The sequence below is a fragment of the Collinsella sp. BA40 genome, from assembly GCF_008014645.1.
In the GTDB taxonomy this organism is placed as follows: Bacteria; Actinomycetota; Coriobacteriia; order Coriobacteriales; family Coriobacteriaceae; genus Collinsella.
The window spans coordinates 51,388-64,701 of sequence record NZ_VOWY01000012.1 but is presented as its reverse complement, the minus strand read 5'-3'; the positions used below and the strand labels follow the sequence as shown (position 1 = coordinate 64,701).

At 65.3% G+C, this 13,314-nt stretch carries 12 protein-coding genes; 3 read left to right on the top strand and 9 right to left on the bottom strand.

Annotation, left to right across the window (positions count from 1 at the left end):
* The first annotated feature begins 9 nt into the window (after window positions 1-9).
* Entirely contained in the window at window positions 10-726 is a 717-nt protein-coding gene (locus E4J93_RS06035) for a DUF554 domain-containing protein (RefSeq protein WP_147588569.1), read from the top strand.
* Between the two features lie 304 nt (window positions 727-1,030).
* On the opposite strand, the gene E4J93_RS06030 is transcribed toward E4J93_RS06035, so the two are convergent.
* The 6 genes from E4J93_RS06030 to E4J93_RS06005 all read right to left on the bottom strand — a co-directional run bounded on the left by E4J93_RS06030 (window position 1,031) and on the right by E4J93_RS06005 (window position 8,667).
* Window positions 1,031-1,675: an NUDIX hydrolase gene (locus E4J93_RS06030; protein ID WP_147588568.1), complete on the bottom strand. Its 645-nt coding sequence runs from the start codon at window positions 1,673-1,675 to the stop codon at window positions 1,031-1,033.
* A 48-nt stretch (window positions 1,676-1,723) separates the two neighbouring features.
* Window positions 1,724-3,310, bottom strand: a complete 1,587-nt coding sequence (locus tag E4J93_RS06025) for a hypothetical protein (protein ID WP_147588567.1) — start codon at window positions 3,308-3,310, stop codon at window positions 1,724-1,726.
* A gap of 81 nt (window positions 3,311-3,391) precedes the next feature.
* Window positions 3,392-5,005 carry a peptide chain release factor 3 gene (locus E4J93_RS06020; protein WP_147588566.1) on the bottom strand — a complete coding sequence of 538 codons (1,614 nt, stop codon included), beginning with the start codon at window positions 5,003-5,005 and terminating at the stop codon, window positions 3,392-3,394.
* 427 nt (window positions 5,006-5,432) lie between these two features.
* Complete coding sequence (locus tag E4J93_RS06015) at window positions 5,433-7,100, bottom strand: SulP family inorganic anion transporter (RefSeq protein ID WP_147588565.1); 1,668 nt, start codon at window positions 7,098-7,100, stop codon at window positions 5,433-5,435.
* 213 nt (window positions 7,101-7,313) lie between these two features.
* Window positions 7,314-8,300 carry a YafY family protein gene (locus E4J93_RS06010; RefSeq protein ID WP_147588564.1) on the bottom strand — a complete coding sequence of 329 codons (987 nt, stop codon included), beginning with the start codon at window positions 8,298-8,300 and terminating at the stop codon, window positions 7,314-7,316.
* 109 nt (window positions 8,301-8,409) lie between these two features.
* Window positions 8,410-8,667: a hypothetical protein gene (locus E4J93_RS06005; RefSeq protein ID WP_147588563.1), complete on the bottom strand. Its 258-nt coding sequence runs from the start codon at window positions 8,665-8,667 to the stop codon at window positions 8,410-8,412.
* Between the two features lie 182 nt (window positions 8,668-8,849).
* Between E4J93_RS06005 and E4J93_RS06000 the strand changes: the two genes are divergently transcribed.
* The gene (locus tag E4J93_RS06000; protein WP_147588562.1) at window positions 8,850-9,173 is read left to right on the top strand and encodes a hypothetical protein; all 324 of its coding nucleotides are present in this window, start codon (window positions 8,850-8,852) and stop codon (window positions 9,171-9,173) included.
* A gap of 45 nt (window positions 9,174-9,218) precedes the next feature.
* Here the strand turns inward: E4J93_RS06000 and E4J93_RS05995 are convergent, their stop codons facing one another.
* Entirely contained in the window at window positions 9,219-9,557 is a 339-nt protein-coding gene (locus E4J93_RS05995) for a hypothetical protein (RefSeq protein ID WP_147588561.1), read from the bottom strand.
* A gap of 69 nt (window positions 9,558-9,626) precedes the next feature.
* Complete coding sequence (locus tag E4J93_RS05990) at window positions 9,627-10,322, bottom strand: methyltransferase domain-containing protein (RefSeq protein ID WP_187231630.1); 696 nt, start codon at window positions 10,320-10,322, stop codon at window positions 9,627-9,629.
* Window positions 10,323-10,694: 372 nt separating this feature from the next.
* On the opposite strand from E4J93_RS05990, the gene E4J93_RS05985 reads away from it, so the two are divergent.
* On the top strand, window positions 10,695-11,381 hold the full coding sequence (locus tag E4J93_RS05985) for a phosphoribosylaminoimidazolesuccinocarboxamide synthase (RefSeq protein WP_147588559.1): 687 nt from the start codon (window positions 10,695-10,697) through the stop codon (window positions 11,379-11,381).
* A 695-nt stretch (window positions 11,382-12,076) separates the two neighbouring features.
* Here the strand turns inward: E4J93_RS05985 and E4J93_RS05980 are convergent.
* Complete coding sequence (locus tag E4J93_RS05980) at window positions 12,077-13,153, bottom strand: NAD/NADP octopine/nopaline dehydrogenase family protein (protein WP_147588558.1); 1,077 nt, start codon at window positions 13,151-13,153, stop codon at window positions 12,077-12,079.
* Window positions 13,154-13,314 lie beyond the last annotated feature (161 nt).

Here is a 13,314-nt window from a genome sequence, read left to right as displayed (position 1 = left end):
AGCACACCCATGATCGGACTCGGCACGCTTATCGACGTCTCGCTCATCCTCGTCGGCGGTTTCGCGGGCATGGCATTCGGCCGCTTCATCAACGGGCGCATCCAGGACACCCTGCTCAAAGCAACCGCGGTCGCCATCCTGTTCGTAGGCATCTCGGGCGCGATGGCCGGCATGCTCTCCCTGGCAGACGGCGGGCTCTCGGCGGGCAATACCGCCCTGGTGGTGGGCTCCCTCGCCCTGGGATCGCTCATCGGCGAGGTGCTCGACCTGGAACGCCAGATCGACCGCTTCGGTGAATGGCTCAAATACGCCACGCGCAGCAACGGCGACGCCGAATTCGTCGACGCCTTCGTGACGGCATCGCTTTCCGTCGCGGTGGGCGCCATGTCCATCGTGGGCGCCATCCAAGACGGCACCACCGGCGACTTCTCGACCCTGGCGGTGAAGGGCGCCATCGACGCGCTGCTCGTATGCACCATGACGGCCTCGATGGGCAAGGGCTGCATCTTCGCCGTGATCCCCGTCATCGTGCTCCAGGGCAGCCTCACCCTGTTGGCCAGCTTCCTGCAGCCGCTCATGACGGCGACCGCGCTCGCCAACCTGTCGACCGTGGGCTCGATCCTCATCTTCTGCATCGGCGTCGACTTGATCTGGGGCAAGACGTTCCGCGTGGCCAATATGCTGCCGAGCGTGCTCGTGGCCATGCTCGCCGCCCTCTTCATGTAGCGGGCGCGCCTACGACGCGTACAGGCAGCCAGCCGCCGCGCAGGGGGCGCGCGCATTCGAAACGCCTCCGGGCCATCGTCTCTAAGGTACGTATGCTTTTGGCCCGTCACGCAGCACGATAGCGGGCCAAAAGCATACGTGCGAACCCGCCGACCGCCCGAAAACGGGCCAAAAGCATACGTGCGAACCCGCCGACCGCCCGAAAACGGGCCAAAAGCATACGCGCGAACCCGCCGACCGCCCGCGCCCACGGCCGCGGCGCCGGCCCGCGGCGGCGGCCCGCGGCGCCGGCCGTCCGGGCCCCTTACGCCAGGCCCTTCGCCGCCTCGTACAGGCGTAGGGCGGCGAGCGTCATGCCGTCATCGATCGCGCCCGCCTGCACCATGCCGCGCAGCTCCTCGTAGGGAACCGCGCGCCACGCCAGCGTCCCCTCGTACCCCGTCTTCGGGGCGACATCGGAAACCGAGCAGCTAAACGCCACCACGCGGTCGCCCGTCACACCCGAATCGGCGACAAACGAACCGAGCTCGACGAAATCCCACGCCGTGCACGCGAGCTCCTCCGTCAGCTCCTTGCGAGCGTTCTCATGCGCAGACAAGCCGTCTTCGCCGAAACCGCGCGGGAATCCCCAGAAGACCCCTCCGGCAGACGGACGCTCCTGCTGCAACAACACGATGCCGGCGTCGCTTTCGGGCACGACGACCACGCCCCTGCCCGCCGCGCGCTGCACGAATCGCTCGTAGCGCAGCAGCGAGCCGTCAGACATCTGGATCAGATCGACCAGCAGGTAATGGTAGGCGCCCTCGTATAGGGCGCCCAACGGGGCCTCGGCGCTCGAACGCTCCCGAAGCCGCGCCTCGTCCGTCACATAGGCAAAACCGCCCTCGGACTCGAATAGATCCGGACGCGCAGCAACCAGATGCAGGTAGCGGTCTATGCAATCGCCCATGCCAGCTTCCTCCTATCAACAGCCGCCGCCTCGCGGCGGCACGTCGCGCTATCGCATACGATACGCCTTGAATGTCCGGTACAGTTCGCGCAAACCATGGTCGACCTCCACGCTATCGCGGATGGAGAACGCGTTCGACACGCGGTCGAACACGATGGTCAGCACGATGACCTGCACGACGAACTGGCCCGCGACGCCCAGGTTAAAGGCGGACGTAAGCACGTCGCCCGCGCCGCCCATCACCCACGACACCGTGGAGACCGCGACCGCCAGCAGCACGTCGCGCAGAAACGAGACGACCTCGAGCGCCCAGCGACGGCGCACATGCCGCGACCACGCAGCATCGAACGCAAGGCCCGCGGGCGCCTGCAGGCTCGCCCGCGACCCCGGTCCGCCCGAGAGCTCGACGCCCCTCGTAAGACGCACCAAGCCCGTCCAGCATCGATCGCTTTCGGCCTGCACGCGTTCCTTGCACTGCGCGACCGTCGAGCTCGTATAGGACGCGGCGTCCGCGGGATGCACGGCCATATAGCGCCTCAGCCTGTTCACAGCGTCGACCCCGTCGGGACCGCACGCCAGCTGCGGGTCCAGGCCCACCAAGTTCAGCTCGACGGTCGCGTTGTACGCGATGTCGACGATGCATCGAGCGGCGTGCGCGACCCGGCGGCCCAGACCCGGCTCCGCATCGATCGCGTTGTAGTAGCCCGACCTCGTGGCGGGCGCGCGCGTTCCCTCGGAAGACGCGGACCGCGCCATGCGTCGCACGAACGCACACGCTTCCAGCACATCCGCCTCCGCCACGGCACACCCCGCCGCCGCGCCGTCCGCGCCCAGCGACCCGCCGTCCTCGATGAAGCGCTCGCACGCGCCGGCCAAGCGCTCCACGGCCTCGTCGATGCCGATGACGCGCGCGGAATTGCATCCGTCCACGTAGGTCATATCGCGTTCGACCACCGACAGAATCCTGATGAACGAGACCGCCTGCTCGACCTGGGCCGCATCCAGCGGCGACGGCAGGGCGCCGCCGTTGCCGTAGAGCTTGTCGAAATGCAGGAAACGCTCGGGTTCGTCGAACACGATCGAATCGAAGAAGCAGTCCATCAGCGCATGGTAGACGTCGCGCGCGACGTCGCCGCCGCATCCGTCCGCCGCCAGCCGCGCGGCGACGTTCTCGTAATTCAAAAACGGCAGGGACGAGAACCGGAACCCGTCCTTCGTCGCCGCCTCCAGCAGGTACTGCGTGATGGTTCTGCATTCATGGACCGCGGGCGCCGCGTCGGCAGCGGGACGGGCGACGCCCCGTGCGACGTCGCGGCCCTTGAACGCGGGCCCCGTCGACGAGAACCGCGCCAGGACGATCTGGCCCTGGCGGATGAGCGACAGGATCTGCAGCGTCTGCTCGTCCAGCTCCTCGCCCTCGGCATGGGTGCCGCGCGAAAACAGCAGGCTCATCATCACCGGCGATGCGGCGAACTGGTTCATGGACACCACGACGACCCGGCCCCGGCGGATCGCATCGAACAGCGCCTGCTCGCCCAGCTCGATTTCCCAGGGAGCCTTTCGAACGCTATCCAGTTCGTACAGGTAGACCCATGGAAGGTCGACCCGCGCCATCGCATCACCCATCTGCAGCACCGTCCCCCTTCGGCTCGCCGTCATACGCAGCGGGGCACGGACCGCGCCGCGCGCGCCGTGCCCCGCTTGCAACCTCGCGTCTTAAAACTCCACGTTACCAAACTCGGACAGGATCAGGTCCTTGTTGTGGTCCTTCGCCCAGTCGATGTTCCACGGGCTCGTGAACAGCAGCAGCTTGCCGCCGCGCATATCCTCGACGCGCAGCGTGTCGCGCGTGAGCGACAGGCCCGCGATGTCGATGCTATCGGGCTCGTTCAAGATCCAGCGGATATCGCTGTACGGCAGCGCCTGGCGGCGCACCTCCACGTGGTACTCGCTGCGCAGGCGCTGCTCGAGCACCTCGAACTGCAGCGTGCCCACCACGCCCACGATAACGCTCTCCATGCCGGCGCCCAGCTCGCGGAAGATCTGCACGGCGCCCTCCATGGCGAGCTGCTCCATACCCTTCACGAACTGCTTGCGCTTGAGCGTGTCGACCTGGGAGATACGGGCGAAATGCTCGGGCGCGAACGTGGGGATGCCGGCGAACTGCACGTGCTTCTTGCCCGCGCACAGCGTGTCGCCGATGCTGAAGATACCCGGGTCGAACAGACCCACGATGTCGCCGGCATACGCCTCGTCGACGATCGCGCGGTCGTCGGCCATCATGGTGGTGCCGGTCGCCAGCTTGAGCTTGCGCCCGCCCTGCATATGGAAGGCCTCCATACCGCGCTCGAACTTGCCCGAGCAGATGCGCACGAACGCGATGCGGTCACGGTGGTTCTTATCCATGTTCGCCTGGATCTTGAAGACGAATCCCGAGAACTCGTCGCGCGTGGGCTCGATCACGTCGCCGGTGAGTGCGTCCACATGCGTGGAGGGACCGGGCGCCAGACGCAGGAAGTCCTTGAGGAACGGCTCGACGCCGAAGTTGGTGAGCGCGCTTCCGAAGAACACGGGCGAGAGCTTGCCGGAAAGCACGGCGTCCAGGTCGAACTCGGAGTCGGCGCCGTCGAGCAGCTCGATATCGTCCATCAGGTTCTTGTGGTTGTCCTCGCCGATGAGGTCGTTCAGCGCCTCGTCGCCCAGCACGGCCTCGATCTCGTCGACCTTCTTGGTGCCGTTCGCGCGGCCATCGCCCTCGAACGCGAGCACGTGGCGACTCGCGCGGTCGAACACGCCGCGGAAGGTGCGGCCGTTGCCGATGGGCCAGTTCATGGGATACGTGCGGATACCCAGCACGTTCTCGACCTCTTCCATGAGGTCGAACGGATCGCGCGTCTCGCGGTCCATCTTGTTCACGAAGGTGAAGATGGGGATGCCGCGCAGGGCGCAGACACGGAACAGCTTCTTGGTCTGCGCCTCGACGCCCTTGGCGCCGTCGATCACCATGACCGCGGCGTCGGCGGCCATGAGGGTACGGTACGTGTCCTCGGAGAAGTCCTGGTGGCCGGGGGTGTCGAGGATGTTGACGCAGCAGCCGCCGTAAGTGAACTGCAGCACCGACGACGTGACGGAGATGCCGCGCTGCTTCTCGATGTCCATCCAGTCGGACACGGCATGGCGGGCGTTCTGCTTGCCCTTTACGGAGCCGGCGCTCTGGATCGTGCCGGTGTACAGCAGGAGCTTCTCGGTCAACGTGGTCTTGCCGGCGTCCGGGTGCGAGATGATCGCGAACGTGCGGCGCGAGGAAATCTGGTCTGCAAGAGATGCCATGGGCGCGTGCGTCCCTTTCTAACGTGTCGGCGCGGACCTTCCCGCGCGATCTGCTCAAACGTACGTATTGTAGCGGCAAGAAGAAGCGCCCGTCGGGATGAAGACCCAGACGAGCGCATTATGCAGCGGATTTCCACGCTGCGCCTCCTCGTGGCGATAGAGGATGGCGCGGTTTATAGCCGTACGCGGAGCTCTCACCCTCGAAGTGAGTGGAATACTCTGGACCCCTTCGGTATACAAGCCATTTCGAGCAGCGCGCACCGTCGCTACCTGGGGAAATAAAATCGCCGCGTGCCGTCTATCCGGCACGCGGCGATTTTTCCACTCACTTCGGGGGTGAGAGCTCCGCCAAGCGGTCAAAAGAGCCGATTTCGAGCCCCGTAGCCGTCCCCGACAAGCAGCCGTAACCCGCGGGCCGGATGGCAGCCTACGCGTCCTCGCCCAGCAGCGCGCGGGCATGCGCGATGGCGTCGTCGATGCTGCCGCAGAAGTGCTCGCGACCCACCAGGTCAACGAAGCCGGCGCGCTCCATCGTGCGCATGGGCTGCTCGTTCGCATGCGAGATGATGAGCTGCACGCCGTTCTCCGCGCAATACCCCTGCAGGTTCTCCAGCGCGTTCATAGCCGAAGCGTCCAGCGACGGCACGCCGCGCATGCGGATGATCAGGTACTTCGTGAACTCCTTCACCGAGATCTCGGCGATCTGGTCGGTCATGCCGAAGAACATGGGGCCGTTGATCTCGTACACGCGGACACTCTGGGGCAGCTCGCGCAGATGCGTGACCTCGGAGTCCTCGTCGCAATAGTACTTCCAACCGCGCACCTCGGTCTCGTCGCTCAATCGCTTCATGAACAGCACGAGGGCCATCATCATGCCCACGCCGATCGCCATGACCAGGTCGAACACCACGGTGAAGAGGAAGGTCACGGCGAGCACGGCCACATCGCTCTTGGGCGCGGTGCGCACCAGGCGAACCACGGTGCGCCACCCCGACATGTTGTATGCCACCTGCAGCAAGATCGCCGCGATGCACGGCATGGGGATAAGCGCCGCATACGGCATGAGGAACACCATCACGGCCAGCAGCACGAGCGCGTGCACCATGCCCGAGATGGGCGTGCGGCCGCCTGCCTTGACGTTGGCCGCGGTACGCGCGATGGCGCCGGTAGCGGGGATGCCGCCGAACAGCACCGAGCCGATGTTGCCCACGCCCTGGGCGACGAGCTCCATGTTGGCGCAATGGTGCGAGCTGATCATGGAATCGGCCACCACGCAGGACAGCAGGGATTCGATAGCCGCGAGGATGGCGATGGTGAATCCGTTGGCGAACTGCGCGCGGAAAAGATCCAGGCTCATCTGCGGCATCTGGAACTGCGGCAGGCCGGCGTTGATGGTGTAGAGGTCGCCGATCGTGTTGACGTTGAGGCCCAGCCCGCTCACCAGGCCCACGCCCACCAGCACGGCCACCAAAGATCCGGGGATGCGCTTGCTCACGCGCGGCCACAGCGCGAGCACGGCCAGGAACGCGGCGCCCACCAGCAGCGCCTCGACGTTGAAGCTCGAGAAGTTAGCGGCCACGGCCGAGAGCTTATCCATGGTCTCGATAGTGGGCGTACCCGCGGGATACGTCAGGCCGAACAGGTCCTTGAGCTGGCCCGCCACGATGGTCACCGCGATGCCCGCCGTGAAGCCCGTGGTGATGGTATAGGGCACGAAGCGAATCAGGGCGCCCAACCGAAAGACGCCCATGAGTATCAGCAGAACGCCGGCGATGATGGTGGCCATAACGAGACCGCCCATGCCGTCGGCCGCCACGATGCCGGCGACGATGGTGGCGAACGCCGCCGTGGGACCGGAGATCTGCACCGGGCTGCCGCCCAGCAGCGCGATGAGGAAGCCGGCGACGATAGCGGTGTAGAGGCCCTGCTCGGGTCCGACGCCCGACGCGATGGCCAGGGCGATGGACAGCGGCAGCGCCACGATGGCCACGACGACGCCCGCCACGATGTCGCGCGGGATCTGCCGCCTGAGGGTCTGGGGGTCCTGATGCTTGATGATGCTGAAGAGTATCGGCTTGATCTTGTCGCGCTTCATGCGGGCCTCGTTGCTTTCTGCTCGTGACGTGCGTACCGTGCGGCCAAGCCCTCGAAACGCGCGAACGCCCGACCTGGAAAAATCCCGGCCGGAAACGCATGAACATCATTTCGTTGTCATCGTGCTTAGACGCTGCTCCGTTATACCACACATCCCGCGCGATTCACCCCGCGCCCGACACATTCCAAGCGGGCGCGCGGCGAAGCGCGCCCTCTAATAGAGCGCCAGGATCGAACGCAGGTACGCCGCATACGCCTCGCGAACAGGCTGCGGCTCCTCGATGCTCACCTGCGTGCCCAAGGTTGCAAGCCAGCCGTAGAACGTCGGCGCCTCCATCACGCGCACGCACACGCGCGCCGTCCCATCGTCCTGCGCGTCCACGGGGACGTCCCCGCCGAAGCGATCGACCACCGTGCTCATCGCGCTCGCCTGCACGCGCAGGATGACATCGACCGTCTTGCCGCCGTACATGCCGAACGCGCGCTGGCGATACTCGTCCACCTTGAACGACGCGATGCGCTCGTTGCGCGTCGCCTCCTGCTCCGACACCTCGATATACTTCATGCGGTCCACGCGGTACGTGGCGAAATCCGCGTGCTTGTCATTCCAAACCACCAGGTAGTACTCGTCATCCACATACATAAGCTGGACCGGCGTCTCCGCATACACCGCGCCGTCGCGCTGCCACACCCGCTCCTTGCGCTCGTTGTATTTGAAGTACTTGAACTCCACCTTGCGCTTTGCGTCCATAGCGCGCTGGATACCGTCGATGTTGTAGTACACCGACTCGTTCTGCGATTTGATGCGCCCCTCGACATGGATGCGGCGCCCGAGGGCGCGGGCCATGTACTCGCTGCCCAGCTTGCCCACCGACCTCACCAACGCATCGCTCTTCGTCTTCGTGAGAAACCGCGACGACTGCACCGCGTCGGCAAGCAGAAGCAGCTCGGGCTCCTGGAACGCGCGCGTGGCCAACCCGTACTCGACGGGACGGCGATCGCGGAACTGCACGATGTCGTAGCCGAAGTCGCGCAGGCACCCGATGTCGCGGTAGAGCGTCTTGCGCTCCACGCTAACCCCGCATTCGGCGAGCTTCTCGATGAGCTGCGGACCGGTGAGCCCGTGCTCGGCATCGGTCTGGCGTTCGAAGATCCGGGCGAGGTGCAGGAGCTTGAGCTTGCTTGCGACGACGGCGGCCATGGGATTCCCTTCGCTGGGTATTCTGATGGACACCATTATAGAATGCCCCGTGCAAGCACCCCCTGGAACAGGCCCCGCAATCCGCGGACGGCGACGCGGCCCACGCTCCCTACGGCAGCAACCCGTCGAAGTCTCGAACATAGGGGCCGCACATCCCCAGCGCCGCGAGGTCGTCCATGCTGCGTATGCCGAAGCTCGCTAGAAAACGGCGGACCCGGTCGCGCGATTGCGCGCGATCGCCCAGGTCGCCGGCACTGTAAAGCTCCCCAACCGCCACCGCGGCCCCCATCTTGAAATAGTCGTTTTCGCTCAGCCACGCCGGGACGGCTTCGCCCGGACCGCGAACGGATTCGTGCATGACGGCCATGTTGCCTCCTTCAATCACCTTGTGCCTCAGGCTAACCCGACGCGCGGACATCGCCCCGAGTGCATGGGTGTCCACTGCACGGTACTCTCGGAACCGTATGCGCACCTAGGATAGGGCCATGCACGACTCCAGGGTTGCAGCCGCGCCGGCCGCGCGCGGCACACGATTCGAAAGGAAGCAACATGGCATCGCACGCCACCATCGCACGGAGCCAGACCCCGTCGGTCACCCGGACCACCGGCACCGAGCAGCGCATCGTCCAGGAGTTCCTCACGGATTTCGCCATCGATCAGGCGCTGGCCTCGGCGCGCTCGATCACCGGCGAGAACCCAAGCGCAGACGATGGCAACCAAGCCATCAAGGTCGCCGTCTCGCTCGCCTGGCAAGACCTTCTCATGGAGTGCCCCGGCTGGGCAAGGCGACTGCATAACCCGCTGGTCGATTTTGCGGTCCTCGCCTCCCTCTGCGAGCAGCGCGTACGCCGCCGCACCCTCGGACGCCGCTGACCGGCGCCGACGGACGCACCCGCCAGCGAGGAGCGCGGCGCGCCCTCACCCCTGCGCCAACGCTCCGCGCGCCAAACCCGAATACTTCGCCACGAACCAGTCGCCGTGCTCCCACCACAGCTCGCGCCGCTGCCCCGCCACGCAGACCACCCAGCAGATGCACAGGTTGCCGAACGACCTCCGGCCGAACTCGCGGCGATCATAAATGCTGGTGACCACCCACGAGCGGCCATCGGACCAATGGATGCGCCGAGGCCGGACGCGCCGCTCGGTCACCAACCCGCCCTCGATGCTGTAGTCCACGCGCACGGGCACGCGCTCGCTCTCGCGCGGGATACCGCACGTGCCCGCAAGCGATGCCCGTTGTTGATACGCCACCGCCATACTGCTACCTCCTTGGTCGAACCGCCGTTGCAGACACCAACCATAGGGGGTCGCTCGGACACGGCAGCCCTACCGGGCGCGCTCGAGTTTCCAGATCGAATAGTGCTGCGGACAGCCGTATACCTCGAAGGAGCGCCGCCGGCCCTCGCAAAACTCGTGGAAGAACCCCTCTTCCCGCAACTTCCAGCCCGGCCGCCCCAGATAGGCGTAGTTCTCGCCGTTATCAGACATATGCACCAGCAGCACCGAGGCTCCGGCCTCGCGCTCCAGCGTGTCGAGAAACCGCGCCAGCACCGCGCTATCGAACGGGTTGAACAGGTAGAAATGGGTATAGGACGACAGCGGCATATCCAGGGCGCTGCCGGAAACGACCGCAAGGCCATCGTGCGCGCGCGTCCAAGCCGCGGCACGCGCCGCCAGCTCGGCATCGAGCTCCACGCCCGTCACCCGCCCGGGCAGGCGCATCGCCGCATGGCACGCCAGCATGCGGCCCATGCCGCAGCCCACGTCAAGCACATGCGAGCTCCCATCCAGGTCCATCTTGGCATACAGGTCCCTCGCGATGAAATACGGGGTCGGTGTGGGCGCATGCGCCCCGGGCGCACAGGGGGCGCGCAGCTCGCCCGGATCAAGGGGCACGCCGGCTATCAAGCGATCGATGGCGATATCGGCGGCGGCCAGCCCCTCCCGCGTCGAAACCCCTTCGTACAACTGCTCGGCCGTTCGCTCCAGCCCCGTCGGCGCACCCCACGCGCTCATCGCCATTCGCCCCGCCTCCTGCAAAACCGTTCCAAACCAGCACTCCACCGTACACGTTTTCATCGCATCATGCCCGCTGCGGCGCAGCGTATCGACAGGACGCCGCGACGCCGGACCCGAGGACGTCGAGCCCGCCGCACCATCGCCATGCAGCGGACCCGGCGCCACAGGGCCGGCGGAGCGCCGCAGCGCGGGGCCGACATCCCTCGTTCCACAGACCGCATCCCAGCACGCACTCCACCTCCATGGAGTTCACACCAAGGTGATAATCTTTCTGTAACAATAATCCTAGTTTTGCGCTGAGCTTATGAGGCACCTTGCCAATGTTGTACACTCTCACCGTCAAACGATGCGGCGTTGCATGAAAGGACTACCGCCATGACCCAGGAACTCGTGTATTCCGGCAAGACCAAGGACGTTTTCGCGCTCGAGAACGGCAACTACCTCCTCAAGTTCAAGGACGACTGCACCGGTAAGGACGGCGTCTTCGATCCGGGCGAGAACTCCGTCGGTCTCACCATCGAGGGGGTGGGCGATGTCAACCTGCGCATGTCCATCTACTTCTTCGAGAAGATCAACGCCGCCGGCATCAAGACCCACTACGTGTCCGCCAACCTCGACGACACCACCATGGAGGTCCTGCCCGCCAAGGTCTTCGGCGAGGGCCTCGAGGTCATCTGCCGCAACAAGGCCGTGGGCTCCTTCTACCGCCGCTATAAGCAGTACTGCAACGAGGGCGACGACCTGCCCTCCTACGTCGAGACCACCTTCAAGAACGACGAGCTGGGCGACCCGCTGGTCACCAAGGACGGCCTCGTCGACCTGGGCGTCATGACCGCCGAGCAGTACGACTCCCTCAAGGAGATGACCAAGCAGATCACCAAGATCGTCGCCGACGACCTGGCCGAGAAGGGCCTCGTCCTCTACGACATCAAGTTCGAGTTCGGCTATGACGCCGACGGCAACGTCATCCTGATCGACGAGATCGCCTCCGGCAACATGCGCGTCTACAAGGACGGCGAGTACGTCGACCCGATGACCCTCTCCGAGCTGTTCTTCGCGTAAGGATCGCGTTTCACCGCTTGCGAACACGGGCAAACCACCGGCGCCCTACAGGTTTACCGGCCTGTAGGGCGCTTTTTCATGCAGAAACATCGAGCGGCAAGGAGTCTGCGCGCTGCCAGCTGCACCTGAAAATGCAATTCTGCCGACTTTACACATCAATTTCCGAAAGCTGTTTCTATAGCACCGGTCTTCTTAATTAAACACGCAGGTACAGGTTTTGCTACCAGATTTGTATACAAAAAGGTTTCCAACTCGGCCTGGGAAAAGTCGGCAAAACTGCGCAAGCCGTCCGTGAAGAACGCTACTTTGCAAGTAAAACCGTCGTTGTCATGCAAGGACCCTTACGGCATTGCCATGCTTCTGCCGCGCAGCGAAGCCCTCCGTTGCGCCCGAGCGAAGCGACCGTTGGCCCAGCACGAAGCCAAGGACGCAAGCAACGGCGCAGACGGCGCGCATCCCCGCAGCCACGGGGATCAGGAGGCACGTAACCATCGGTACGTGAGCCATCAAGATACGTGCACCGGCAGGCGACGTGAAATCGCAGCATACGGGTTGCGGCGCATGCAGGTAATGACATTACGCGGTCCTGCAAAATCGCCCTTCATTCCCGTTGACCAGGAATGAAGGGCGATCCAAGGGTGGGTTGGGAGCACTCAGCATGACCGCAGCAAACGAATCCGCCGCTCGGCTACTCGCTATCCCTCGACCAGGTAGGTGCGCAGCGCCTCGAGGTCCATGCCCTCGATGCCGAGCTCGGCCATGGAGCGGCCGCCCTCCCAGCAATCGCTCTCGAGCAGCACACCGCCCAGGCTCACCAGCGAGTCCATCACGGGCGTGGACACGCCGATGAGGCGCGCGAGCTTGGCCCACGTTGCGATGCCGTAGGGGATGTCCTCGGAGTAGTAGCGGTTCTGCAGGTTCGCCGGGCCGGTGATCTTGGCGAAGTTGGGGTCGCCGGCGATCGCCTCCTTGATGGAATCGGTCTCGACCGCGCCGCCGATGCCGTGCGCCGCGATATCGGACGCATACCCCATGGCGTCGAGCAGCGCGATGCGCTCGGAATCGATCGCCTCGGTCAGACGCGCCACGCAGTCGGTGAAGCCCTCGGTGTAGAAGTGGAAATCACCCTCGGCGTACTCGATGCGCCCCGCGTTCAGGATGCAACCCGGCACATGGATGATGGGGTTCAGGCTGGACAGGCCGCAGGCGACGACGCTCTCGACAGCCTCGATACCCGGGAAGACGCCATCGAGCGCCGCGATGACCTCGTCGGTGCGGGAGGCGGGCATGACGCCGACCTTCAGCGGGTCGAAGCGGCTCATGACGAGCGACGCGCCGGGGCCGAGCAGTCGGGTGGCATACGGTAGCGTATGGGTCTCCGCCACGCAGACGTCCTCGACGCCGCGCTCCTTGAACGCCTTCCAGAACATGAGCGAACCGAAGGTGCCCGGCAGCACGAGCACGATCTGGCCCGGGACGACGACCTCGGCGAGCTTCTCGGCATATGCGGCGTGCGCGAAGGCGGGCACCGCGACCAGGATCACCTTGACGCCCTCGACGGCGGCCGCAAGATCACTCGTGACCATGGCGAGCTCGGCCGTGCCAGCGCCCGCGGCGCCCGAAAGCTCGATCTTCTTGGTGTCGAACACCTGCTGCATGTTGGGGGCGAACCGCTCGTCCTCATACATGTTGACCGCAAAGCCCCTCAGCGTGAGGTCGGCCGCCGCAGCGTGCGCCCCGTTACCGCCGCCCAACACAGCGATCTTCGTCATATGCGTATGCTCCTTTCCAGCTGCTCGCGGACCCATCGTCCGCGCAATGTATCCCTTCTAGCTTACTCCTCTTAAACGATCGCGGTGCGGCGCGCCGTCAAAGGACCCCGGGCCCCAAGCTGGCTCGAGCGGGTGCGGGCCCTTCTGTGCGTTCGTCACAG